We start from the raw sequence: 24,135 nt of genomic DNA on the forward strand, positions 1-24,135 counted from the left end.
CGTTCGTTCGATCCCGGGTGCGCCACGATGCGCGCCCCGGCGGACTTCGAGTCTGCCATTCCGGCGCGGAGTTCGCATCGCAGGATCAGCCGACCGGGATCTCCGCGCCGGTCCCGGCGTCGAAGCGCCGGGTGGTCGTCTTGTACACCCCTTCGCTGTCGACGTCGATGACGAGCGGCCCCTGCAGGCGACGGATCATCACATTCGAGATCACGATGCCGGGGTCGTCCGCGCGGACGGTCGCGACCGCTCGGCGCACGACCTCCGCCTTCACCTCGTCGATCGAGAATCCGCCCTGGGGCGAGGTGAGCTCACCGGTCCAGGACAGGCTGAGGGATCCGTTCCGAAAGGCGTAGCTGTCCTCGCCCTCCGGATCCGTCGCGCTCATCGCGTCGATCGACCAGTAGGTGTCGAAGATCACCACGGACTCCAGGCTGCGGCCGTGCAGCTGACGGCGCAGGTCCGTGAGGTCGAGATCGAGGACGGCGGAGTCCCAGATGCCCTGGACCTGTCCGCCGATGCGCTGCGGCATCTCCCCGATGAGCGCGGCCGCGCGCGCGGGCGTGGAGAACGCCCAGATCGTGCCGAGCGCGAATCCGCTCACGACGCAGACCACGATGATCACGGTGTTCGCCAGGATCCGTCCGACGCGACCTGCGCCCGAACCTGGCTCGGCGGACGACGGTTCCGCGACTCCGGCACGGGGAGCGGTCTTCGCCGCGCCGGTCGCAGGGGCCACCGCGTCGTAGCGCGACGGCGCGGCGCGCAGCTCCGCCGCCCAGTGCGCGTCGGGTGCCGGGTCCAGCACGGGGCGCGCCTCCGGGGCCGGCGTCGCCACGACGACATAGCGTCCGGTGAAGAAGCCCGGCAGCTCGCCCATCGTGATGAACTGCGAGAACACCTCCTGCCGCGGAGAACCGGCCCGCGGGAACACCGTGACCGTGAACTCGTACAGGTGGTGGAAGTTGCGCACGGTCAGGCCCGCCTCGCGCAGGGACTCGATGCGGGCGATCTCGCGGGGCGCCGTGGGCGCGAGCACGGGGGGAGCGCCGAGTCGTGCGCCGCGTCGCGCCCCCGAACCCGAACCCGAACTCGCGCCGAGCTTCGACACCATGCCGAAGACCAGCGCGGTCGGCACGACGGTCGTGGCGACGATGAGGGCGATCACGAACGCGATCGTCGCGGACTCGGTGCTGCCGAGCGTGAACCCGACGACCGAGGCGAGGATGGTGCCGATCGCCATCCAGAAGAGGACGAGGATCCCTCGTCGCACCCAGCGGTTCATGTCGTTCTCCTCGTTCTCCGGTCTCTGGACCATAGTGGTTGGGGAAGGCGGGCGCCCTGCGGGTAAGGCGCGCGCCCTGCGTCATCCGAGCATCAGAGCCTGCGGATCGTCGGGCGAGACGCGGAACGGCAGCACGGCACCCGGACTCCAGTTGTGCCGAGCGCCCTCGGCGATGACCGTGCGGTAGGTCGCCCGATAGGGCTCGCGGCCCTCGATCCGCACGTCGAGGAGCACCGCGTACATCGTCAGCCCGTCGATCGAGGATCCTTCGGGCGTGCACGCGATCACCGTGCCGGAGGCGGGCAGGCCGTTCTGGTGGAAAGCGAGATTCGCGAAGGGATCGGCCGTCGCCGCACCGTACGGCCCGCCGGGCCCCGTCGGGGCCGCCTCGGTCGGGTTCGCGAAGGCCTCCGCGACGCGGCCCCACTGCTCCGCGATGTCGGCGGACTGGCGGATCGCCTCCCGCGCGGTCGGATGCGGCGGCAGCTCGCGCGCCGCGCGCATCAGGCGCAGCAGATCCCGGATCACGCCCATGCCGCGCTCAGCTCGTCAGGGCGATGTTCTGCGGATCGGCCGGGTCGACGGTGACGCCGTGCGCGGATCCGATCGCGTAGTTGCCGAGGAACTGCACGGCGACCATCTCCCGCTTGGCGACCGTGTACGGCGCGGCACCCGGGATCGTCACCTCGACGTCGATCCGGTACCAGGCGTTGCCCGCGGTGCGCTCTCCCGTGTCGACGGCGCCCGTGATGATCCCGGTCGCCGGCGTGCCGACCGCGATCACGCGGTTGAGCTCTTGGCCGTAGGCGTTCAGCACGGCGTGATCGGCCTGCATCCGCTCCCGCAGGTCAGCGCCTTCCGCGGCCGTGGGCAGGGTGCCGTCGGAGTATCCCGCCTGGGCGAGCTGCTGCGCGGCCAGCTGCTGCGCAGCCTGCGCCTGCGCCGCCATCGACTGAGGATCCATGCCGGTGAGTGCGTTCTTCGCACGATCGAAGAGTCCCATGATCCGTACCTCCTGTGTGTCTGTGGATGCCCTCAGACTGCCGGTCGGTGAGCGCTCCCGATCACAGGTTTCCGACGATCAGGGGTTGTGACGAGGCGGCGGAGACCAGGTGGTGGAGATCGCCGCCCACATCAGAGGTGAGTGCTCGACGGCGCCGGTGCGCGCCCAGGTCTCGGCGCAGGCGCGCTGCCAGGCGTTCAGCGCCGCGACCGGATCCGTGCTGTCCTGGGCTGCGTCCACCGCGTCGATGGCCGCGGTGAAGGCCGGGGCGTCCGTACCGGCGGCGCGCGCGAACCCGGCATCGGTGGGCAGCGTCCACCGTGCGGCGGCGACGTGCTCCGCACCGCCGCGGGCGAGTGCCGCGACGAGCGCCGTGGGCTCCGCGAAACCGGAGTCTCCGCCGGACTCGCAGGCCATCAGTGCGACGCGGGCCGGGATCAGCCAGCCGCCATCGGCGTCGTTCTCCGGTGCTCCATAGGCGATGTCGGCGGCCGTGAGCGGGCGATGGGGGCCGAGCGGCGCGGCACGGCCCGCGACGGCGGGGCCGTCGGACAGGTGCATGCGCACATCCAGGCCGTGGTCGGACGACGAAACGTGCCCGACGTAGAGGAGGCGGGACGCATCGGCGAGCAGCGCGCGAAGTCGCACCCGGTCGATCGCCCCGCCGAGGAGGGGGTCGGCGCCACGGGCCCGGGATCCGAGGCGCTTCTGCAGCGCGTCGAGCCCCGCGCCGGTGCCCGCCGGCCCGAGCACCGGCGCGAGCATCCCTCCCGGCACGGGAGGATCCAGCACCGCGACGACCGGACCGCGCGGATCCCAGGCCGAGACGCGCCGCGACGGCGCGTTGCGCACGCCGGCCGGCACGAGCAGCGAGACCTCCGCCTCATGCACCATCCGTCGCTCCGCGTCGACGAGCAGCGCCTCCCAGGGCACCCGACCGAGGGAGGGGGAGCCCTGGATGCGCAGATGCGGGCGCCGCCCCTGCACGAGCATCGCGTTCAGCTCCGTGGCGAGCGGGGCGGGCAGCAGCGCACCGGCCAGCTCCGCGGACAGTCGCCGCTCCCGCGCCGGATCGGCGAGCGGTCCGCGGAACGCGCGGTCGAGAGCGGCGATAACGCTCTCCCCGGGCAGGGGCGAGGGCAGCGACGCGTCCAGCCGGTCGAGCACCGGCTGCACGGCGCTGCGGGGGATCGCATACGCGCGCGGACGCTGCAGCGCATGCTCCCACCGCCACGTGACGTAGAGATCGCCGACGTCGGCGAACTTGACCTGCACGCGAGGCCGATCCGGTGCGCCCTCGGCGAGGTCTCCCACGGCCACGCCCTCACCAGGCATCGACGGCCTCCGCGGAGCGGATGGCGACGCCGTAACGGCGCTCGGATTCGGCGATCCACGCCCGGAACGACTCGTCGCCGGGCAGCGCTCGCACGAACAGCGGCGGCGCCCCTCCGCCCGAGGCCGTCGGGGAAGCGGTCCCGGCCTCCCCGGATGCGGCCAGGGCGTAAGGCTCCTCGAGGACCGCGAAGCCGCCGCGGCCGTTCCCCGATGCGCGCTCGGACGCCGAGGCAGCGGGTGCGAACGCGTCGAGCGAGGGGGAGGAGCACAGGAACTCGATCACCTCGACCGCGAGGCGGGTCTCGGCCAGGGCGCTGATGCTCTGCAGAGCGACCTCGAAGGCGACCGTCGAGACCGTGCGGATCCACCGCTCCCGCATCGGTCCCGCCGCGAATCGCCCGCGCAGCGCATCCGTCGCAAGCGCTGCGGGCAGCGCGAGATCGAGTGCGGCGCGCCGCATGCGCTGTTTCTCCGCGCGGAACAGCGAGCGCTCGGCGGCCGTGAGCGCGGCGACCGCCCGGCGCACGTCGACCCGTGCGGCCTCGTGCGGAGCGCCCGTCGACACGGAGACCGCGCGTGCCCTCCGGTAGGCGGCGTCCGCAGCGGGGAAGCGCCACTGCGCGACGAGGATGTCGCCCTGCAGTAGCTCCGCCTGGAACTGCGCCCACACGTCGCCCTGCGCGAGAACGTCCGCGCCCACCCGCTCGGCGAGCCCGCGTGCGGCGGCGAGTTTGCCGCGGGCGAGCAGCACGGCGGCACGCCCGAGGCGGGACACCGAGGCCGAACGAGGATCGCCGCCCTGCCGGTAGCCCTCCTCGGCCGCGAGGAAGCGCTCTTCGGCGGCATCGACCTCGCCGCGCTCGAGCAGCAGCCGCGCGAGGTTCTCCTCCGCGCGAGCCGCGGCGAGCGGACCGGTCGCCTGAAGCTGCCGAGAGATCTGCAGCTGCTCGGCGGCCAGACGCGGGTCCCCAGTCCGGTGGGCGAGTGCGCCGAGGCCGGCGTACGCGTAGGAGGCGAGACGCGGTTCGTGCATCAACGCCGCGCTCAGGGCAGCCCGGAAGGCGACCTCGGCGTCGGCGAAGCGCTCCCGATCGAGCAGGATGCCGCCGAGCGTGTTGTGGCGCCCGAAGAGCAGCAGCGGCGGCGTCGTGCCGTCGAACTCCGCATCGAGGGCCTCGAGGTCCTGCAGCGCCTCCGCCGAGCGGCCGACCAGCGCGAGCGTCTGCGCGCGATTGATCACGGCGCCGAAGCGGACCTCCCTGGTCCGGCGCGCGGATCCGATCGCGGCCTCGGCGGCCGCGCAGGCGGCGATCGCCCTCGTAGCGAAGTCGATCGCCGTACGAGCATCCCCGCGTGCTTCGGCGATCGCGGACAGATTGGACAGCGCTCGGCCGCGCAGATCGAGGCCGACCCCGTCGACGTCCTCGACCTCTGTGGCCGCGAGGAGGCGGCGGGTGGCCGGCTCGGCCGCGATCGGGCCGCCGGACACGTACGCGGCGCTCAGCTCGGCGAAGAGCGGCTCGACGTGCCGCCACCGGTCCGGCAGGCTCCCGGAGCCGGGCAGGCCCAGGACCCGGGCGTCGAAAGTCCCCGCCTCCCCGCCCGTCGGCTCGGCCGTCGTCATCGCCTCACGGCCTCCTGCTCGGCGAGCAGCACGGCGTGATCCGGGATCCCCGTCTCGTCGAGCGCGGTCTCCCGTGCGCGGTCGAGCCGCTCGCGGGCGAGGGCGAGGAGCGCTCCCGCGTCCACGTCGTGGCGGCTGCGATACCCCGGCGAGGCGAGAGCGAGCGTGCGCGCGGCGGGAGGCGTGAGCAGGATCGTGGCGGGGGCGGCGACGCGGCCCGCGAAACGTCCGCCCTCGGGTCGGAGGGCCAGCGCGACCCCCGCGAAGACGGCATCGAGCGGTTCCGGGCCTGCGGCGGAGGTCGACGGCGCACGCGGTACGGAGATCTCCAGCACGACGCCGGATTCCCCGGAACGCACCTGCCAGTGCGCGGATCCGGCGGCGTCGACCGTGCCCGGCGCGAATGCGGAGAGGTCCAGGGGCTCCGAGCCCTCCGCGAGCACGCCTGCCGCGGAGCGGGCGGTCGCGGAGGCGGCGAGAGCGAACTCCTCGCGCGCCGGCAGCGCCGCCGCTGCGCTGCCCGCGGTGACGCCGCGGTCCGCGGCCGCCTCCTCGACCCGGTCCTCGAGCGCGGCCAGCGCGGGGTGCACGGCGGCGTCGATCCCCGGGGCGGACCGGAGGGCCCGCACGGCGGCCAGGCCGTCGGTGAGCACCGCGAGCAGGAGCTCCTCGCCGTCGAGCAGGTGCTCCACCGCGACGAGCGCGTCCGCCCGTTCCACGGCGAGGATCCTCGGATCGAGCGGCGGGATGCCCGCGAGCGACGAGGCCGGCCACCACGCCGCCGCCCAGGTCGCCAGCGCCGCGCGCCGTGCGTGTTCGAGCGCGGCAGCGGGAGCCGGCGTGAAGGCGCTCGCCTGCTCCAGGAGCACCGGAACCGCGTCGGGGCCGTAGATCTGCCAGGCGACGTCGACGGCGAGCGCGGGATCCCACACCGTCGCCGTCGGAGGCCCGGCAGGATCGGCGGCGTCCCAGACCAGGAGCGCCCCCGTCGTCTCGAGCAGCGCCGCATGCGCGGGGGCGGGTGGCACAGGGCCGATCCGCAGACCCTCCGAGGTGCGCGTCGCGGGGAGGGTCATGCGGCCTCCTCGAGCGCATCGCGGGTGAGCGACGCCTTCACGATGCCGCGCCGGTCCAGGATCACGGAACGCAGCGCGCCGTCGAGCAGAGCCCAGACGTCGTCCGCCTGCACCGCGTCGCCGCGCAGCTCGCGTCCGTGCAACCGCACCCAGAGGCGGCGCAGCACGGCCTCGCGCACGCCGCGCGCCGTGGCGGGGGTCTCCTCAAGACGCAGCGCGTGGTGCACGAACGGTTCGCGGCGCCATCGTCCGCGCAGGCGTCGTGCGGCATCGGTCATCGCGGCCGGCGCCGGATCGACGGCGAGGGCAGGGCCCCCGGGCGCGGGGTCCGCGAGCACGGTGGACGCCTCGGCGGCGGCGAGCAGCACGACCCTGCTCTGCTCCTCGGTGAGCTGCCACGCGCCGGCGGTGCGGCGGATCTCGTCGCGCACGACGTCGTCGAGGACGTCGCCGCTGTCCGCGACCGCCGCGAACGAGGCGAACAGCCGCTCGAACAGCGATCTGTCGAAGGGCGGCGGCATCGCGGTCTTGGTGGCGCTCGTGCCCGGTTCCGGCGGCAGCGGGAGATCCTTCTCCGTCAGCCCCAGCACCCTGGCGGCTCCCGGCCGATCTGCCGGCGGCGAGCCGGCGGATCCGCTGCGGGAAGCGACGAGCGCGGTGAACGCCTCGGCTCCGGAGCCGTTCGCGCAGGAGTCCAGCAGCAGCCGCAGGGCATCGTGCGCGACCGCGTCCGCGGGCGGCGTCCTGCGCGCCCATGCGTCCGCGATCTCCCGGCCCACTCGTGCGGCGACCGCGGGGTCGCTCAGATGCGCGCGCAGCTCGGCGAGTCCTGGCCGGTTGTCACCGTGCACCTCGGCGAGCGTCGTGGCGGCGATGTCTGGGGCGTCGTGCGCCGGGGGACCATGGCGCCGGGCCAGTTCGAACGCGCGCTGGAAGTAGAGGTCCTGCGGGTTCCCCTGAGTGATCCCGGCGCGGCGGCGCGCGCGCTTGAGCGCGGTGAACCAGGCGGCCGTCGCCGCGAGATCCGAGCGCGCGGCGAGGAGAAGCGCCTCCAGCTCGCCGGCGGACTCGTCCGAGAGCACGGCATGCGCGAGATGCGGGCGCACGGACGGCCGGATCACGAGAGGATCGATCAGGAGTTTGGTCGTGCGGGCCAGTGGAACCCCGGTGGGATTCGTGAGAGGGCCGACTCCCGCGAGCTTTCCCCAGGCGCGCGCGATCACGAGACTGCGCGGCAGACCGCGCACGGGCGCACCGGGCGGTCGGGCGTCGGCGGTCATGCGGGGATCCTATCGAGCGCTCCGGTCAGTCGGTCAGCAGCGCCTCGAACTCGGCCTTCACGTCGGCGCGATAGGCGTCCGTGTCGAGCGACGCCGGGGGCACCTCGCCGTCGAGGACCGCGGTCATCCCCGCCGCGAGCGCGTCGTCGTCCTGCTCCACGATCCGGATCGCGCCCTGTGGCAGGGCGCCGTAGACGGATCCGAACGACGTGGACACGATCGGCAGCCCGCAGATCGCCGCTTCGATGAGCACCATGGGCTGCCCCTCGTAGAGGCTGGACAGCACGAAGCAGTCGGAGGCGGCGAGCAGCGCGTAGGGGTTCCGCTGCACGCCGGTGAGGAAGGCTGCATCGGAGAGTCCCGCCTCGTCGATCTGACGCTGCAGCTCGCCCTGCAGCGGACCTCCGCCGACGATGAGCAGCCGTGCCTCGGGATGCGCGCGGTGCACGGCGAGGAACGACCGGATCAGGCGTGCGTGGTTCTTCTCCGGGGAGAGGCGACCCACGGTGACGAACCAGTGCAGCTCGCCTTCATCGGCCTGGAGCGCCTCGTACCACGCCGGGCGGGGCGGGATCTCACGGTCCGCCGCCTCGTACTGGGCATCGGACTCGGAGAAGAACTCGCTGAGCGGCCGGCGCGCGCCGCGGACCACGTGCTCGACGTCGGGGAAGTTGCGCACGGTGCGGAAGCGGTCGGCGGGCGCGTACTCGGCGAGTTCGATGCGGTTCAGCTCGGTGAGCTGGTGCGACACCGAGACCAGCTGGTCGTATTCCGAGTACATCGAGAACACGGCGCCGAGACCGCGCTTCATGCTGGCCTTGCCGTTCACGGTGCGCTCGCGGTCGGACGCCATCTCGTTGTGCATCCAGATCGCGCGCACGGGATCCGGCCCGCCCTCGCTCACGGCGGGGGCGTGCAGCAGCAGGGTGGTCCATACCGGACCGTAGCCGCTGAAGTCGGCGACCCAGTCGAAGCGGGCGTCGCCGAACACGCGCATCCACTCCGCCGTCCACAGCTCCTCGTGCCACGGCTCCGCGCCCGGGGTGCGTGGGGCGCCGCGCCATTCGTCGATGCGGCGGCGCAGGTGCACGACCTTCGAGCCGTTCATCCCGCCGATGCGGAACACCTGCCGCACCTCGGCGGGGATCCGCGCCTGCGTGAGCGGATCCGTGCTGAGCCGCCTCTTGGGCAGCAGCGCGGTCACGTCATAGCGGGTGTGGTCGATCTCGCCGAGGAGGTTGAGCGCGCTCGTGGTGATGCCGTTCGGCTTCATACCGCCGAGGTACACGAGCAGGCGCTTGCGGCCGTCATGCGCCGTGGGGCGGGCGCGGTAGCCCTCCCGGGCGCCGCCGAAGACGATGTCCACCACGCGGGCGGTCGCCGCGCCGTCCTCGAACGGCGCGAAGCGCTCGGCCCAGGAGGCGTACTGCGGATGCGGATCGGCGCCGTCCAGCAGTGCGCCGAGCGCGCGGCCGGTCTCTGCGGCGTCGTCGGCCACCGGCCCCGGCAGCGTGTCCAGGGGCATGTAGGTGCCGCGGCCCGAGGAGTACAGATCGGCGTCGGGAGTGAAGAACGCGAGGGGGCGGCCGGTGGCCAGGTAGTCGAAGAAGATCGAGGAGTAGTCGGTGACGAGCCCCGCCGAGGCGCCCAGCAGGACGTTCGAGGGGATCGAGTTGGGCGCGAGCGAGCGCGCCAGCTCGGGCCGTGCCGAGGCGTGCGCGTGCACGATCTGGTGGGTCTTCAGCACGACGACGCGCTCGTCGCCGACGCCCGCCTGCAGCGCCGCGAGCTGGGCGGCGAGCTCGTCGATGTTGTCCTCCGGGTCGTCGAAGGACGTGCCGCGCCAGGTGGGGGCGAACAGCACGATCGGCTTGCCGCCGAGCACGACGCCGCTGCCCTCCAGCTCCGCCCGCACGGCCGCTTCGGCGGCCGCGTCGAGGCGCTGCCGGTCGATGCGCGGGTAGCCCTCCTCGATGAGGGTGCCGGGGTAGACGTTGGTGAGCCGGTAGGCGCCCTCGTACATGGTCTCGGCCATGAACGGGTTCGCCGCGAGGAGGTAGTCCGACATCAGGAAGTTGCGCAGGGTATTCGCCGACTGCACGGCGCCCGACGGCATGTCGAAGCCCATGAGCTTGAGCGGCGTGCCGTGCCAGGTGTTCAGGTACACCTGGCCCTCCCTCTTGCTGAACCAGGTCGGGAACGTGGCGTTGTTGATCAGCCAGCCGCTCACCGCGAGCGCCTGGCGGTAGGAGGCGGATCCGCGGCGCACGAACGAGACCCGCCGGTCTCCGGCGAACTCGGCCCGGAAGCGCTCGATCGCGTCGTCGTCGGCGAGCGCCCAGACGTGCGTCAGGCGGGCGTACGCGGGGTCGGCCAGCAGGCGGCGGAAGATCGCTTCCGGATTGCACAGCATGCCGTTGCCGGCGAAGGACTCGTACAGCACCTGATCCGGGCGCACGGGACGGGAGCGCCAGAAGGCGATGCGCTCCGCATCGACGGCGCGGTTCAGGCGCCGGGCGGTGGAGCGGAAGCGTCGCACGGACGAGAAGAGAGACACAGATCAAGGATATTAGGAGCACGCCGGGCGAACACTCGGAGAACGATGGGTGACCGCCCGGTGACGGGCGCGGCCCTCGCTCGGGAGGAGCGGCTCGCCCGGCGGGGCCTCGGAGGGGATGCCAAGACGCACACGCTACGCTCGGGCGTCGTGACCAGTCAGGCCCTGCACCGCGCGGCGGCCCAGGAGACCCCTGACGCCGAGGAGCGGCTCGCCGGTCCTCGCCGTCTCGGGCTGTGGGCGGCGCTCGTCGGGCTGTTCGCGGTCGCCGCGAGCGCGGCCGGATCCTGGATCCCCTCGCTGTGGGGCGATGAGGCCGCGAGCCTCATGTCGGCGACGCGGCCGCTGCCGTCGCTCGTGCACATGCTGAGCTACGTCGACGCGGTGCACGGGCTCTACTACCTCGGGCTGCACGTCTGGATCGACGTGTTCGGTCCCAGCGCCTTCTCCATCCGCTTCCCGTCGGCCCTCGCGATGGGCGTGTGCGCCGCCGCGGTCGTGTGGATGTGCGGACGCTTCGGGACGCTGCGCTTCGCGGTGCTGGCCGGCGTCTTCGCGGCGATCCTGCCGCGGCTGATCTTCTCGGGGGAGGAGGCGCGCTCCTATGCGATGACGGCGGCGCTCGCCGCGGTCCTGTGCGCGATCCTGATCGAGATCGGCCGCCGGGAAGGCCGAGCGCTCGGCGGGTGGATCGCGTACACGGCCGTGCTCGCGGTCGGGATCTGGCTGTTCCTCTACGTCGCGCTCATGGTGCCGGCCGTCGCCGTGATCGTGCTGTGCTGTCCGCCCCTGCGGCGGCGCTGGCGGGCGGCGGCGGTGAGCACCTCCGTGGCGCTCGTGCTCGCCTCTCCGCTGGCCTGGTTCGGGTTCCTGCAGCGGCGGCAGATCGCGTTCCTCGCCGTGCGCGAGTCGGTCACGCCCGAGGTCGTGCTGCGCAACATGTGGTTCCAGGAGTGGTGGTTCGCCGTCATCGCCTGGGCGCTGATCCCCGTGGCCGTGATCTTCTTCGCCGCGGAAGCGGTGCGCGTCCGCCGGTCCGGCGCCCGGCTGGGCCTGCGGCTCGAGACCGTCGCGCTGTGCTGGATGGTCGTGCCGATGGGGATCCTGATCGTCGCGAGCCCGTTCGTTTCCGGGTACACCGCCCGCTACGGCACGTTCTCGGCACCCGCGGTCGCGATCGTGATGGCGCTCGGCGTGCGCCGTCTCGCCCGCCTCGAGCGCCGTCGGCTGGGCAGGGTGCTCGCGGCCGTCTCGGTCGCCGCGGTCGTGATCGCGGCGGTGCCCGTGGCGGCGCTGCAGCGCGGGCCGTACGCGAAGAACCAGTCGGACTGGAACGACATCGCCGCCTTCATCAGCGCGAACGCCGTGCCGGGCGACGGCATCGTGTTCGACGACGGCGCCCGGCCGTCCCAGCGCACCCGGCTCGCCAAGGCGACGGACCCCGCGGCGTTCCGCAACGTCACCGACCTGCTGCTGAAGACGCCGTTCCAGAAGTCCCACACCTGGTACGACCAGACCTACGGCATCCCGCGCGCGTCCGGGATGGGACGCTTCGAGGGCGTGGACAGGATCTGGGTGGTCGAGCTGAAGTTCGACGGCGTCGAGGACACCTGGGGTCTCGGGCAGCTGCAGTCGCTCGGCTACCACGAGACCCGCCGCGTCGACGGCGCCGGGAGCGTGATCCTGCTCTACGAGCGGTGATCCGCGGAACCTCCCGCCTCCCGGGGTCGTTGAGCGAGCCCCCGGGGCCGTTGAGTGACACATCGACGGTCGTCCTGCTGACCCTGCTCGAGCCGGACCTCGCGCTCGACGTGCCGCCGGCCGAGCACGGCGCGCTGATCGTGCGGACGTCGACCGGGGGGCTGAGTCCGCTCGGGCCGGCGAGCGCCCCGGATCCGTGGTCAAGTCCGGAGGACGTTCGCACCTTTGCAGGACGCTCCCGGCGTATCCGTCCTGCAAAGATGCGAACGACCTGCGGAGTGGATCCGGATCCGCGCCGTGGATCCAGGCCGGACTTCCGGATCCACGACTCGCGGACCCACCGCTCCCGGTGGCGCAGAAACCGAGTCGTCCCCGTCAGCGCACCCAATAGGCGCCGCTGGCGGGGACGACTCGGAGAGATCGGGTCGGGCTCAGAGCTCCGGGACGATGCGGATCGCGCCCTTGTCGGCGGACTGGGCGAAGTGCGCATAGGCGCGCAGCGCCGGGCTGACCTCGCGGACGCGGTTCTTCGGGCGGTAGCCGCCGTTGGCCTCGAGGTGCTCGCGGCGGCGCTCCAGGACCTCCCAGGGCACGTCGAGTTCGAGCGTGCGGGTGGGGATGTCGATCGAGATGATGTCGCCGTCCTCGACGAGTGCGATCATGCCGCCCGCGGCCGCCTCGGGCGAGACGTGTCCGATGGACAGGCCCGAGGTGCCGCCGGAGAAGCGCCCGTCGGTGATCAGCGCGCAGGCCTTGCCGAGGCCGCGGCCCTTGAGGAACGAGGTCGGGTACAGCATCTCCTGCATGCCGGGGCCGCCCTTGGGGCCCTCGTAGCGGATGACGACGACGTCGCCCTCCTTGACCTGCTTGTTCAGGATCTTCTCGACCGCCTCGTCCTGCGACTCGCACACCACGGCGGGGCCGGAGAACGTCCAGATCGACTCGTCCACGCCCGCGGTCTTCACCACGGCGCCGTTCTCGGCGATGTTGCCGTGCAGCACTCCGAGCCCGCCGTCCTTCGAATAGGCGTGCGCGACGTCGCGGATGCAGCCGCCCTCGGCGTCGGTGTCGAGCGAGGCCCAGCGCTCGGACTGCGAGAACGCGGTCGACGAGCGGCGCCCGCCTGGGGCCGCGTGCCACAGGTCCTGGGACTGCTCCGAGGCCGAGCCACCGCGGATGTCCCACTCGTCCAGCCACTCGCCGAGCGTCGCCGCGTGCACCGTGTGCACCTGGTCGTCGAGCAGGCCTCCGCGGCGCAGCTCGCCGAGGAGGGCGGGGATGCCGCCCGCGCGGTGCACGTCCTCCATGTAGTAGATCCGCCCGCCGGCCGAGTTCGGGGCGACCTTCGCGAGGCACGGCACGCGGCGCGAGATCGCGTCGATCTCGGCGAGGCCGAAGTCGACGCCGGCCTCGTGCGCGGCGGCCAGCAGGTGCAGGATCGTGTTGGTGGATCCGCCCATCGCGATGTCGAGCGCCATCGCGTTGCCGAACGCGGCGGGCGTCGCGATGCTCTTCGGCAGCACGCTCTCGTCGTCGCCCTCGTAGTAGCGCTGGGCGATGTCGACGACGAGGGATCCCGCCTTCTCATACAGCGCCTTGCGCGCGGTGTGGGTCGCGAGCACCGAACCGTTGCCGGGCAGGGAGAGCCCGATCGCCTCGGTGAGGCAGTTCATCGAGTTCGCGGTGAACATGCCGGAGCAGGACCCGCACGTCGGGCAGGCCGACTCCTCGATGCGCAGGATGTCGGCGTCCGAGATGTTCTCGTTCACCGCGTCGCTGATCGCGTCGACGAGGTCGAGGGAGCGCACGGTGCCGTCCACGAGCGTCGCCCGCCCGGCCTCCATCGGCCCGCCAGAGACGAACACGGTCGGGATGTTCAGGCGGAGGGCCGCGAGCAGCATGCCCGGGGTGATCTTGTCGCAGTTGGAGATGCAGACCAGGGCGTCGGCGCAGTGCGCGTTGACCATGTACTCGACGGAGTCGGCGATGAGGTCGCGCGAGGGGAGCGAGTAGAGCATGCCGCCGTGGCCCATCGCGATGCCGTCGTCGACCGCGATCGTGTTGAACTCGCGCGGGATCCCGCCGGCCTCGGAGATCGCCTCCGACACGATGCGCCCGACCGGGGCGAGGTGCGTGTGGCCGGGGACGAACTCGGTGAACGAGTTCGCGACGGCGATGATGGGCTTGCGACCGAGATCCTTGCCGTCGACCCCGGCGGCGCGGAAGAGGGCGCGGGCGCCGGCCATGTTGCGTCCGTGGGTGACCGTGCGAGAGCGATAAGCGACCATGGTGACCATTGTGGACCTGCCGCGTGCTTCTGCCGAGCCCGGCCGCGAGGAGGCTTTGTACTAGTACGCGGAGTACTGTTTCGACATGAGCTGCATTCACCGCGGAGCCGCATCCGCTCCGCCGTCCCGGGCGGGTCGCACCGGGTGCCGGCCATGATCCGTCCGCGCACGCCCCGGCGCGAGCAGCTGGGGGAGTTCCTCGCCTCGCGCCGCCGGGCGGCGAGCCGCTCCGCGCTGGGCCTGCCGCAGGCGGCGCGGCGCGGCGACACGGGCCTCAGCCGGGAGGAGGTCGCGGCGCTCGCCGGGGTCAGCGCGAGCTGGTTCACGTGGCTCGAGCAGGGGCGCGACATCGGCGTCTCCCGCCAGGTGCTGGGCGCGGTCGCGCGCGTTCTGCAGCTGAGCCCGGCCGAGTTCGACTATGTGGTGCGGCTCGCGGGGCCGGAGGAGGACGGGCCGGCAGAGGAGGCGGAGCGGATCCCGGATCATCTGCAACGGCTCGTCGACGCGCTGGACTTCCCCGCGTTCGTCGTCGCGAGCGACTGGGCGATCGTGGGCTGGAACGCCCCCTATGCGCACCTCTACGAGCCGATCGCCGCCGTGGATCCCGGGGATCGCAATCTGCTCTGGCTGATCTACACGGATCCGCGGCTGCGCCGCATGCTGCCGGACTGGGACCAGGAGAGCCGACGCTTCCTGGCCGAGTTCCGTGCGGAGTCGGGGGTGCGGCTCAGCTCGGATCGGCATCGCGCGCTGATCGAGCGGCTGCTCGAGGCCAGCGACGACTTCCGGATCCAGTGGGCCGAGCACGCCGTCGAGCGCTTCGCCTCCCGGCAGCGGGTGTTCGAGCACCCGAAGGACGGACGGCGCGTGTTCGAGCACCACAGTCTGGTGCCGGCGGACGCACCGGGGCTGACCGTGGTGATGTACGTGCCGGCCTGAGATCCCGGGAAGGCCCTCGGGCGCAGCAGCGGAGGGCGTCAGCGCTCCAGGTGCAGCACCGTCGTGACGTTGATCCGGTGCGACGAGAGGATCCGGTAACCGAGCGATTCCAGGTGCCGGACGTCGGGGGAGCCCTCGGGATCGGGGCCGCGCTCGAGCGCCCAGACCCGAGGCGTGAGGTCGGCGCCCGTGAGCGCGTCGTTCGGGCGGGTGCGGTCCCACAGGCCCGGCTGCGTGCGGAACGGGGCGAGCAGGGCCGGGTCGCCCAGCCTCGCGACGTCGGCGGGGTGGACCGCCGTGATCAGGCGGGGCTTCTCCGAATCCTTCGGGCGATCGTCGTACACGACCGCGTCGCCCCGGGCGGCGTGCGCGTGCAGGTAGCCGGCGGCCTCGCGCCAGTCGCTGCCGTCCTTGGCGTACGGACCGCGCAGCACGAGGAGGTTCGGGATGAACGCGACGAGGCCGACGGCGAGCAGGATCCCGGTTGCGGTCGTGGCGGCCAGAGGTGTGCACCGCGCGATCCATCCGGCCGCGGTCCGCACGCCCATCGCCACGAGGATCGCGGCCGCCGGGGTGCAGAACGACAGGTAGCGCACGGTGTACATGGGGGTGAGGAGCACGCTCCCGATGAGCACAGCGGCGGTCGGCAGCCCGAGCCAGAGCAGGGCCAGCGCGTTCAGCCGGAAGCCGTCGGGATCCCGCCGGCGACCACGGACGGCGACGATCGCCCCGATCGCGATGAGCGCGCCGCACGGCCAGGCCGTCACGGGGTCGAACCACTGCAGCGCGAGCACGTTCAGGGGCGTGATGTAGTCGCGGTACGCGAGGAAGCCGATCTGGTTCCGCTCCGCGTCCGCGACCAGCACGATCGGCAGGGCAAGCAGGACTCCGGCCGCAGCGCCCGCCAGCCAGCGCCCGAGGGCCCGGCGGTGGAAGAGCAGCACGAAGACCCCGTGCACCACGAGCAGCAGCGCGAGATAGAGGAAGACGTAGATCGCGGCCGCCATCCCTGCGGCGTAGGCGACCCAGAGCCACCACGGGCGCCGGCGTTCCAGCAGCGCGAGCAGGAGCACGGTGAGCCAGACGGCGATCGCGGATCCGATCGCGTATGAGCGGGCCTCCGCCGCCATGACCGCGGTGCGCGGCAGCAGTGCCACGACGAGCCCCGCCGTGAGCGCGAGCCGGGGCCCGCAGAGCCGGCCGGCGAGGACAGCCGTCCCTGCGGCCAGGAATCCTGCGGCGATCGCGCTCGGCAGGCGCACCGCGAATTCGCTCGCGCCGAACAGGCCGATCCACAGGTGCAGGAAGGTGTAGTAGGCGCCGTGCACGCCGTCGACCGTCTGCAGCATGCGCCACAGCTCGGGCCAGGTGCGCGACGCCGACATCACGCTCGCCGCCTCATCGCCCCAGAACGACGGGATCCAGGATCCGATCACGCCCGCGACGAGGCCGACGGTGCCCGCGACGAGGGCGGGGCGCCGCAGCCGCGCAGGATCTGCCGACATCCGCACGGACCGATCCTCCCGCCCAGGCCTGTGCGGGAGCCGTGCACCCGTCGACCGCCTCTGGTTCCTTCGTTCCCTGTTCCCGTCGCAAGAACTGTCGCTGAGAAGACGGGAAGGCGGCAGTTCCTGCGACGGGAGCCCGCAGATCCGCCGCGCCGTGCGCCGGGGAAGCGCGGCGCGGAAGGTCAGGCGCCGGGGCGTCCGCCGTAGCCCAGCCGGCGCTGCAGCTGCCGGGCCGTTCCCGTCACCGCGTCCACGATCGCGGATTCGTCGACCGACGCCTCGTCGCCCCAGGTCACGGCCACGGCGGCGACGGGCCAGTCGACGTGGTCGCGCACCGCGACGCCCACCGAACGGAAGCCCGCGGTGACCTCGCCGTCCTCGTGCGCGACGCCGGCGCGGCGCACCTCGCGCAGAAGCTCGTTCAGCTCGCGGGGCCGGGCGGGGCCGCCGCCGGCGCGCTGTGCGAACGCGGCGGCGTCGGGGTACAGCGCGCGCACCTGCTCCCGGGGGAGGGCGGCGAGCATGGCCCTGCCGGTCGCGGTGAGGTGCGCGGGCAGGCGCACGCCCACGTCGGTGATGAGGGCGGGGCGGCGCAGGGCGCGCTCCTCGACGATGTACAGCACGTCGCGGCCGGTCATCACCGCGAGGTGCGCGCTCTCTCCCAGCCGGTCGGCGAGCCCGGCCAGCAGTGGGCGTCCGAGCCGGGCCAGCGGTTCCTGCCTGGCGTATCCGCCGGCGAGCTCGAAGGCGCTCGTGCCGAGCCCCCAGCGGCGCTCCTGCGGAAGGTGCACGACGAAGCCGTGCGCCTCGAGAGTCGCGAGCAGGTGGTACACGGTGGAACGGGGGATGTCGAGCTCGCGGGCCAGGGCGGACGCCGCGACCGGGCCCGCACGTCGGGCCAGGAACCGCAGGATCCGCAGCGTGTGCTCGGCGGCGGGAACCTGAGGACGGTCGTCGCGGGCGCTCGTCAGCGAGCCCGTCCCGGCGCCGTCGTCCGTGCGATCCGCGTTCACGCTCCCAGGATCCCATGCTCGCGTCGTGCCGTGACGCCGCCGCCCGTCGCAGGGGCCAGCACAGCGCGACAGGCGAGGTGGATCGCGAGACGGGTCTCCGGATCCGTCAGATCGACGCCGAGGAGCTCCTGCACCCTCCGGATCCGCACCGCGATCGTGTTGCGATGCAGGTTCAGCGCCTCGGCGGTCGCGACCAGGCTCGACTCCTGGTCGAGGTAGGCGGAGAGCGTGCGCAGCAGGTCCCCTGTCGCGCCCTGCAGCGGTGCGAGGAGCGATTCCGCCGCCGGCACGAACGTGTCGTTGCCGGTCCAGGCCAGCAGCAGCTGCTCGAGGCCGAGGCTGTCGACGCGGACGAACCAGCCCGTCGCCGAGCGCGACGCCGCGATCCGTGCCGCGTCCGCGGCTTCGTCGAGCGTCATGGCGAGTCCGGCGGGACCGCGCTGCAGCGATCCGACTCCTGTCGCGATCGCGAAGGAGCGCCCGACCTCGCGATGCAGAGCGCGCAGTCCGCGCGCGAGCCGTTCGACGGTCGCGGGATCCGGCGCCTCGGAGAACGCGAGCCACCCGCTCAGCCCGCGGCCGGCCGTGGTGACGTGCGCCTCCGCCGCGATCCCGCCGAGCGCCGCGCGCACCGCGCGGAGCAGCGGCAGCGGGTCCGGACGGCCCCGCCCGACCATCCGGAAACCGAGATGATGCCCGCTCGTGCGCCAGCCGCGTTCGCCCATGCGGCGCTCGATGTCGTCGTCGGCGAGACCCCGCGCGTCGACGAAGTCGCGGAGCAGGGCGGACGAGGCCGAGACGTCGTTCACCTCCGCGACCTCGTCGATGAGGATCCGCGCCGCGACGGCCGGCATCGCGACCTCGGCCGCGACCGAGAGCGCGGCGAGCTGGCTCTCGCTCAGCCCCTCCCCGAAGACGACCAGGCGCAGGCCCGGCCGGCTCGGGCTGTCCACGCGGACGGAGGCGGCGGTGTGGCTCCCCACGCGGGCGATGTCCACCCAGGGGCGGAAGTCGATCGCGGCGTGCAGAGCGGGATCGAGCTCGCCGCCCGAGGCGTGCAGCACGTCCGTGCCGTCCACGAGGGCGAGCGGATGGCCGAGGGTGGCGGAGACCTGGCGCAGCAGATCCGGCAGATCCCGGGCCGGATACTCGAAGGAGCGCGCCACCTTGCGCACGTGCGAGAGCGTGAGCGCGTCCTGCGCCTGCACGAGCATCCAGCACGCCTGGGCGAGCACGATGGGCCGCTGCACGTCGAGCAGGCAGATCCCCAGCCGATCCGCGAGCCGCTGCGCGCCGGGATCGAACTCCGCGGCGCCCGGCACCGCGACGCCGCGGAAGCCGCGCTCGCGGATGCGGCGCAGCATCGCGTCCTGCTGCCAGGGGGTCGCGGGCGCGGCGTCCAGCAGCACCGCGAGGCCGCCGTCGGGCAGTGCAGGCAGGTCCGCCTCCGCCGACTCCACGGCGACCGCGTCCCACGAGGCTTCCTCGGGCCCTGCGATCCGGCGCAGGCCGCCGTTCTCGGGGTGCGCGCGAAGGCCCGTGAGCGACAGCCGCGCGGTCATGCGGCGTCCAGCTCGGCGAGGCCGTACGACGACGGCAGCACCCGGCGCAGGCGCTCAGGGCGCTCCAGCCACCAGTCCGGCGCCGGCAGCGAGAGCACGACCACGCGCCGTCCCGGGACGAGGTCGGTGACCTGCAGGATCTCTCGCGACGCGGCGTCGAGCACCGCGATGATCTCCGGAGCGGAGGCGAGCAGCGCGCCATCGCTGAGCACCGCGAGAGCCTCCGATCGGGTCACCAGGCGGTCGACCGCGCCGCCGGGGCCGGAGATCTCGACGGACTGCACGTGCGGATCCGCGTGGTGCGGGGAGATCCGGTCGATCCTTCCCTCGGTCAGCAGGCGCGCACCGAGCGTCGCGGCCAGCTCGGCCGGCGACGTGAAGCGGGCCGCGAGGAAGGCGCACCCCAGCGCGAGCGCGCGCCGCTGATGTCCGGGCATCGCGTGCTCGCGGAGATCGCCCACGGTGAAGCCGGCGAGCACGGCCGCGCCGCTGCCTCCCGCCTGGATGATGGCGGAGCGGACGATGCGCTCCGCGTCCACGGCGCGGTCCGTCTCGACGAGTGCGACGCCGCCGGCACCGCTCTCGCATGTGAACAGGAGTCCCGGCACCCGGTCGACGAAGAGCGACATCTGGTCGAGCTCCGGCACGGCGCGGCCGGTGCAGTCGGCGTCGACGATCGTGCGCTCGCCGGAGAACAGGAACGGGACGAGGCTGTTCAGGCCCCCGCCCTCGATCGAGCAGACGGCGGGGATCCGGGTGCCCAGCCAGCGCTCCGCGGCGGCCACCAGACGTCCGAACGGCGCAAGGCCCGGCGTGCGCTCGCCGAGCAGGATCGTGGATCCCACGAACGCGGCGCCGAAGCAGGGCGTCGAGGGATCCAGCTCGTCCACGTCCGCCAGCGGACGCGGACCGGAGCCGTCGGCGGCGAGCATGAGCTCGAGCATGGTGGTCGTGCCGCCGCCGCCCGAGCCGAGCAGCGCGCAGCCCAGCGCGAGCGCGGTCACGTCCTCGGGTCGCAGTCGCCACGCCATCGTCCCAGAGTAGCTTTCCGGGTTTGTTCGCCGAGACCCCCTCACGCCCCCCAGACCCCTCGTCCGTCGCGTCGCTGCGGAGGGGTCTGGGTGCGCCGAGGGGGCCTCGGTGCACCCAGTGCGGAGAGGGCCGGTCTCAGCCGCCGAGCCGCTCGACCGGGCGGAACGGCTCGGCGAGACCGAAGGCGGAGGGGCCGAAGGCGGCGAGGGCGCCCTCGGTGCGCATCATGTCCGGGGTCGAGATGCCGAGCACGCGCACGCGCTGGCCGTAACGCAGCCCCTCGGTCGTGATCGGCTCGGCCGTCTCGTGGTCCACGACGCAGATGAGGTCGGGCACGATCGCGACGACCTCGCCGTCGCGCCGCGCGATGAGGTTCTCGTTCTGGAAATGGATCTCGAACACCCCTTGACCCTCGAGCGGCGCGATCAGGGCGCGTCCCTTCGCGAATCCCTCGGTGGTGCGGCGCTCGACGTCGACGACCTTGCCCACGGCGAGCTCGCGCAGGTGGGAGTAGAGCGTGCGGGAAAGGGTGGCGGCGATCGCCTCGAAGGGAGAGCGGTGCTGCTCGCGGGCCTCGCGGATCGCACGGCCGAGGGCGAGTGCCATCGAGATCGTGCGGGGAACGGCGGTGTGCCGCACGTCGGCACCGGACATCGCGTATTCGGCGATGTGCCCCACGCCGCCGAGGCGGATGGTGATCGCGCGGGCGAGCCACTCCATCTGGCGGTCGTCGTCGCCGGTGTCGATGATGACGGTCTCTCCGCGCTCGCCGGCGAGGGCGAGGGGCGAGCCGTGCACGCCGTACACCGCGAACGTCTCCATGGACAGCTCGGGGAAGGCGCGCCCCATGCCGTCCGCGTCCACCACGGGAAGCCCGGTCTCGGCGGCGACGACGAGCGGGATCATCGAGTTGATCCCGCCGCACTCGATCGGCATGGTGGCGTCGGCCGTACGGCCCAGATGCGCCTCGAGCGCCCGGAGCGCGAGCGTGGGTTCCGTGCCCGCCGGGATCTTCTCGACCATCACGGTCGGCGCTCCCATCTGCGCCGTCGGGATCACGAAGAGGTCGTCCGGAAGCTCCTCCGGATCCAGGATCGTGATCGCGCCGTCGCCGAGCACCCGTTCGACGAGCTTGCTGCCGATATAGGGATCGCCGCCGCCGCCGGTGCCGAGCAGCGTGGCGCCGCGGGCGAGGTCGGGGAGGTCCGCCGCCGTGAGCAGCCAGCTCATCTCGCCTCGATCCGCTCGCGCGGGGCTTCGTGCGCCGGCTCCGCTCCGCTCGATGCGGTGCCGTGCGAGACGGTCCCGTCGAAGCGATGAGCGGGCATGTCGTAGCCGAAGTAGCCGGGACCGACCATCGCGAGCGCCTCGGCCGAGTGCCAGCGCTCGTCGGCCGGAGCCGCGAGCACGCGCACGCGCTGGCCGTAGCGCAGGGCCTCAGTCGTGATCGGCTCTCCGGACTCGCCCTCGACGACCATGATGAGATCGGGCGTGGTCGCGAGGATCCGCCCGTCGGCCTCGGCGACGAGGTGCTCGTTCTGGAACTGCAGGGTGAGCGCGGCGCCGCCCTCGCCCTCGATACGGGCGCGACCACGGGCGAAGCCGGTCGTCGTGGTGCGCTGCACGTCGACGACCTTGCCGTCGAAGAGCTCGCGGCCGGAGAGCTCGCGGACCGTGGCCTCGACGGGATCCGTCTTCGCCGCGCGGGCCTCCGCGATCGCCCGCCCCACCGTGATGCACCGCGAGAGCGATCCGCCGACGAGTCCCGCACGGGCCTGCGCACCCGTCATCGAGAACCCGGCGATCATCGTGGAGCAGCCCATCTCGACCGTCGCGACGCGCGCGATCCGCTCCGTCCAGGTGTTGTCGACGGTCTGCAGCACCGCGACGTTGCCCTTCTCGTCGGCGAGCGCGAGGGGCGAGGCCGTGACGCCGAGCAGCGTGGGCAGCACCATCTGGAGCTCGGGAAAGGCGCGACCCATGCCATCGGCGTCCACGAGCGGCAGCCCGAGCGCGGCGGCGGCCGCGACCGGGATCGTCGAGTTCACACCGCCGACCTCGGCGCACGCGATGTGGGTGACGGGCCGGCCCAGGTGGGAGCCCAGGGCGCGTACGGGTTCGACGACCTCGTCCAGGCTCGGGAGCTTCTCGACCATGACGGTCGGGGCGCCCATCATCGCGACGAACAGCACGTGCGCGTCGTCGGGGACCTCGGCGAGGTCGAGGACCGGGACGGGACCGCCCGACAGCGCCTGTCGGGCGAGGAGGGATCCGATGTAGGGATCGCCGCCGCCGCCGGTGCCGAACACGGCGGCGCCTCGGGCGAGGTCCTCGATCTGCGCGGTGTTGATCTGCCAGTCCACGTCAGGCCCCCATGTCCAGGTCGCCGACGGCCTTCGCGCGGATGCGCGTCGCGTTGCCGGGCAGATAGGGGATCGGGACCTCGTCGAAGTCGATGATCGCGACCGTGGACGGCTTCGCACCGGCCGCGATCGCCTTGTCGACGGCCTCGGCGCGGACGGCGGCGATGGTCTCGTCGCGCGCGCCGGGGGCGATCGCGTAGACCTTGTCGATCTCGCCGCCGACCTGGGCGATCGAGGCGCCGATCGCGTTCGCGACCGCGTAGTTCTCCGGGCGGTGCACGGGGCCGAACGGCTCCAGCACGTCCGGCAGCAGGATGGATCCGCCGCCGACCGCCACGACCGCGATGGGATCGGGGGAGGTGCGCATGCGGTCGACCGCCTCCGCGACGCGCTCGGCGATGCGGGCGAGCACGCGTGCCACGAAGGCGGGGTCGAGGTGCGCGACCTTCTCCGGGTCGCCGACCTGGGCGCGTCCCGCCGCGACGGCGATGTCGGTCGCGGTGAGCGTCGAGCCGCCGAAGACGAGCGCCTCGGTGCCCAGCCGGTATCCGACCGACGAGGGTCCGACCTCGGCCGTCTCGGTGTCGACGATGCTGCCGCCGCCGATCCCGAGCGAGAGCACGTCCGGCATGCGGAAGTTGGTGCGGATGCCCGCGACCTTGACCTCGTTCGCGGTCTCGCGGGGGAAGCCGTTCACGAGCAGGCCGATGTCCGCGGTGGTGCCGCCCACGTCGATCACGGCGCAGTCCTGCAGTCCGCTCGTGGCCGCGGCGCCGCGCATCGAGTTCGTCGGACCCGAGGCGAAGGTCGCCACGGGATAGCGGCGCACGTACTCGTCGTCCATGAGCGTGCCGTCGTTCTGGCTGAGGAAGATCGGCGCCTCGATGCCGTGCGCGCGGACGGCCGCGGTGAGGCCGTCGACGATCTCGGAGGCGAGCTCGCGCAGGGCGGCGTTGATGATCGTGGCGTTCTCGCGCTCGAGGATGCCGATCCGGCCGATCTCGTGCGAGAGCGAGATGGCGACATCGGCGCCGAGTACTTCGCCGAGGATCTCCGCGGCGCGCACCTCGAGGTCGTGGTTGACCGGGCTGAACACGGCCGAGATCGCGACGGAGCGGATCCCGTGCGCCTTCATGTCCTCGGCGATCCCGCGCAGCTCCTCCGGGTCGAGCGGCGAGATCGGACGTCCGTCGAACTCGTAGCCGCCGTGCGCGAGGTAGCTGCGCGCCTGCGCGGCCTCGAGCAGCTCGCCGGGCCAGTCCACGAGCGGGGGCAGGGCGCGTGTTGCGGGCAGGCCGAGTCGCAGGGCCGCGGTGGGCGCGAGGCGGCTGGCCTGCACGAGCGCGTTGATGAAGTGCGTCGTGCCGATCATGACGGCCTCGATGTCGGGCCCCTCGAACGGGTGGTGCGCGCGCAGATCCTCGATCGCCTGCACGATCCCGTCGGTCACGTCCGGGGTGGTCGAGTGCTTCACCCCGGCGAGGGTGCGGGCGCCGTCCATGAGGACGGCGTCCGTGTTGGTGCCGCCGACGTCGATGCCGATGTGCATGGTTCTCGCTTTCTCGGTGG

General features: G+C 73.0%; 18 protein-coding genes. 2 read left to right on the forward strand and 16 right to left on the reverse strand.

Going from position 1 to position 24,135, the window contains the following annotated elements; genetic code table 11:
- Positions 1-85: 85 nt before the first annotated feature.
- The 8 genes from ACFC1J_RS16145 to ACFC1J_RS16180 form a co-directional block, all read right to left on the reverse strand.
- Positions 86-1,285: a hypothetical protein gene (locus ACFC1J_RS16145; protein WP_375908251.1), complete on the reverse strand. Its 1,200-nt coding sequence runs from the start codon at positions 1,283-1,285 to the stop codon at positions 86-88.
- Between the two features lie 81 nt (positions 1,286-1,366).
- Positions 1,367-1,819, reverse strand: coding sequence for a hypothetical protein (locus ACFC1J_RS16150; protein WP_375908253.1), 453 nt, complete (start codon positions 1,817-1,819; stop codon positions 1,367-1,369).
- A 7-nt stretch (positions 1,820-1,826) separates the two neighbouring features.
- Positions 1,827-2,288 carry a hypothetical protein gene (locus tag ACFC1J_RS16155; RefSeq protein WP_375908256.1) on the reverse strand — a complete coding sequence of 154 codons (462 nt, stop codon included), beginning with the start codon at positions 2,286-2,288 and terminating at the stop codon, positions 1,827-1,829.
- Between the two features lie 78 nt (positions 2,289-2,366).
- Positions 2,367-3,623, reverse strand: coding sequence for a CHAT domain-containing protein (locus ACFC1J_RS16160; protein ID WP_375908259.1), 1,257 nt, complete (start codon positions 3,621-3,623; stop codon positions 2,367-2,369).
- Entirely contained in the window at positions 3,613-5,247 is a 1,635-nt protein-coding gene (locus ACFC1J_RS16165; protein ID WP_375908262.1) for a hypothetical protein, read from the reverse strand. The genes ACFC1J_RS16160 and ACFC1J_RS16165 overlap by 11 nt, the downstream gene beginning before the upstream one ends.
- Positions 5,244-6,323: a hypothetical protein gene (locus ACFC1J_RS16170; RefSeq protein WP_375908265.1), complete on the reverse strand. Its 1,080-nt coding sequence runs from the start codon at positions 6,321-6,323 to the stop codon at positions 5,244-5,246. Before ACFC1J_RS16170 ends, ACFC1J_RS16165 begins: the two co-directional genes overlap by 4 nt.
- On the reverse strand, positions 6,320-7,603 hold the full coding sequence (locus ACFC1J_RS16175; RefSeq protein WP_375908267.1) for a hypothetical protein: 1,284 nt from the start codon (positions 7,601-7,603) through the stop codon (positions 6,320-6,322). Before ACFC1J_RS16175 ends, ACFC1J_RS16170 begins: the two co-directional genes overlap by 4 nt.
- Before the next feature lie 25 nt (positions 7,604-7,628).
- A complete protein-coding gene (locus tag ACFC1J_RS16180; RefSeq protein WP_375908270.1) occupies positions 7,629-10,160 on the reverse strand; it encodes a CDP-glycerol glycerophosphotransferase family protein in 2,532 nt (843 codons plus the stop codon).
- A 150-nt stretch (positions 10,161-10,310) separates the two neighbouring features.
- Here ACFC1J_RS16180 and ACFC1J_RS16185 point away from each other — a divergent pair, with 150 nt between their 5' ends.
- Positions 10,311-11,861: a hypothetical protein gene (locus ACFC1J_RS16185; RefSeq protein ID WP_375908272.1), complete on the forward strand. Its 1,551-nt coding sequence runs from the start codon at positions 10,311-10,313 to the stop codon at positions 11,859-11,861.
- 431 nt (positions 11,862-12,292) lie between these two features.
- Here ACFC1J_RS16185 and ilvD read toward each other — a convergent pair whose 3' ends face one another.
- Positions 12,293-14,149 (reverse strand): dihydroxy-acid dehydratase, encoded by a 1,857-nt coding sequence (ilvD, locus tag ACFC1J_RS16190; protein ID WP_375908275.1) that lies wholly within the window; start codon positions 14,147-14,149, stop codon positions 12,293-12,295.
- Between the two features lie 153 nt (positions 14,150-14,302).
- Here ilvD and ACFC1J_RS16195 point away from each other — a divergent pair, with 153 nt between their 5' ends.
- Positions 14,303-15,088 carry a helix-turn-helix transcriptional regulator gene (locus tag ACFC1J_RS16195; RefSeq protein ID WP_375908278.1) on the forward strand — a complete coding sequence of 262 codons (786 nt, stop codon included), beginning with the start codon at positions 14,303-14,305 and terminating at the stop codon, positions 15,086-15,088.
- A gap of 38 nt (positions 15,089-15,126) precedes the next feature.
- Here the strand turns inward: ACFC1J_RS16195 and ACFC1J_RS16200 are convergent, their stop codons facing one another.
- From ACFC1J_RS16200 to ACFC1J_RS16230, 7 genes are all read right to left on the reverse strand, one after another.
- Positions 15,127-16,593, reverse strand: a complete 1,467-nt coding sequence (locus ACFC1J_RS16200) for a glycosyltransferase family 39 protein (protein WP_375908281.1) — start codon at positions 16,591-16,593, stop codon at positions 15,127-15,129.
- Positions 16,594-16,778: 185 nt separating this feature from the next.
- Positions 16,779-17,567 carry an IclR family transcriptional regulator gene (locus ACFC1J_RS16205; protein WP_375908392.1) on the reverse strand — a complete coding sequence of 263 codons (789 nt, stop codon included), beginning with the start codon at positions 17,565-17,567 and terminating at the stop codon, positions 16,779-16,781.
- 38 nt (positions 17,568-17,605) lie between these two features.
- Positions 17,606-19,171, reverse strand: a complete 1,566-nt coding sequence (locus tag ACFC1J_RS16210) for a PucR family transcriptional regulator (RefSeq protein WP_375908284.1) — start codon at positions 19,169-19,171, stop codon at positions 17,606-17,608.
- Positions 19,168-20,202 carry a DUF917 family protein gene (locus tag ACFC1J_RS16215; RefSeq protein WP_375908287.1) on the reverse strand — a complete coding sequence of 345 codons (1,035 nt, stop codon included), beginning with the start codon at positions 20,200-20,202 and terminating at the stop codon, positions 19,168-19,170. Before ACFC1J_RS16215 ends, ACFC1J_RS16210 begins: the two co-directional genes overlap by 4 nt.
- 136 nt (positions 20,203-20,338) lie before the next feature.
- A complete protein-coding gene (locus ACFC1J_RS16220; RefSeq protein WP_375908290.1) occupies positions 20,339-21,433 on the reverse strand; it encodes a DUF917 domain-containing protein in 1,095 nt (364 codons plus the stop codon).
- A complete protein-coding gene (locus tag ACFC1J_RS16225) occupies positions 21,430-22,566 on the reverse strand; it encodes a DUF917 domain-containing protein (RefSeq protein WP_375908293.1) in 1,137 nt (378 codons plus the stop codon). Before ACFC1J_RS16225 ends, ACFC1J_RS16220 begins: the two co-directional genes overlap by 4 nt.
- A 1-nt stretch (position 22,567) precedes the next feature.
- Positions 22,568-24,115, reverse strand: a complete 1,548-nt coding sequence (locus ACFC1J_RS16230; RefSeq protein ID WP_375908295.1) for a hydantoinase/oxoprolinase N-terminal domain-containing protein — start codon at positions 24,113-24,115, stop codon at positions 22,568-22,570.
- Positions 24,116-24,135: the final 20 nt, after the last annotated feature.

Origin of the sequence: Microbacterium sp. NPDC056052, from assembly GCF_042266785.1 — a bacterium.
Classification (GTDB): domain Bacteria; phylum Actinomycetota; class Actinomycetes; order Actinomycetales; family Microbacteriaceae; genus Microbacterium.

Bases quoted from the DNA above. Each gene is read 5' to 3' on its own strand.
- ACFC1J_RS16170 (WP_375908265.1), bottom strand. From the start codon at position 6,323: ATGACCCTCCCCGCGACGCGCACCTCGGAGGGTCTGCGGATCGGCCCT.
- ACFC1J_RS16200 (WP_375908281.1), bottom strand. From the start codon at position 16,593: ATGTCGGCAGATCCTGCGCGGCTGCGGCGCCCCGCCCTCGTCGCGGGC.
- ACFC1J_RS16215 (WP_375908287.1), bottom strand. From the start codon at position 20,202: ATGGCGTGGCGACTGCGACCCGAGGACGTGACCGCGCTCGCGCTGGGC.
- ACFC1J_RS16220 (WP_375908290.1), bottom strand. From the start codon at position 21,433: ATGAGCTGGCTGCTCACGGCGGCGGACCTCCCCGACCTCGCCCGCGGC.
- ACFC1J_RS16160 (WP_375908259.1), bottom strand. From the start codon at position 3,623: ATGCCTGGTGAGGGCGTGGCCGTGGGAGACCTCGCCGAGGGCGCACCG.
- ACFC1J_RS16145 (WP_375908251.1), bottom strand. From the start codon at position 1,285: ATGAACCGCTGGGTGCGACGAGGGATCCTCGTCCTCTTCTGGATGGCG.
- ilvD (WP_375908275.1), bottom strand. From the start codon at position 14,149: ATGGTCGCTTATCGCTCTCGCACGGTCACCCACGGACGCAACATGGCC.
- ACFC1J_RS16210 (WP_375908284.1), bottom strand. From the start codon at position 19,171: ATGACCGCGCGGCTGTCGCTCACGGGCCTTCGCGCGCACCCCGAGAAC.
- ACFC1J_RS16165 (WP_375908262.1), bottom strand. From the start codon at position 5,247: ATGACGACGGCCGAGCCGACGGGCGGGGAGGCGGGGACTTTCGACGCC.
- ACFC1J_RS16155 (WP_375908256.1), bottom strand. From the start codon at position 2,288: ATGGGACTCTTCGATCGTGCGAAGAACGCACTCACCGGCATGGATCCT.
- ACFC1J_RS16195 (WP_375908278.1), top strand. From the start codon at position 14,303: ATGATCCGTCCGCGCACGCCCCGGCGCGAGCAGCTGGGGGAGTTCCTC.
- ACFC1J_RS16150 (WP_375908253.1), bottom strand. From the start codon at position 1,819: ATGGGCGTGATCCGGGATCTGCTGCGCCTGATGCGCGCGGCGCGCGAG.
- ACFC1J_RS16230 (WP_375908295.1), bottom strand. From the start codon at position 24,115: ATGCACATCGGCATCGACGTCGGCGGCACCAACACGGACGCCGTCCTC.
- ACFC1J_RS16175 (WP_375908267.1), bottom strand. From the start codon at position 7,603: ATGACCGCCGACGCCCGACCGCCCGGTGCGCCCGTGCGCGGTCTGCCG.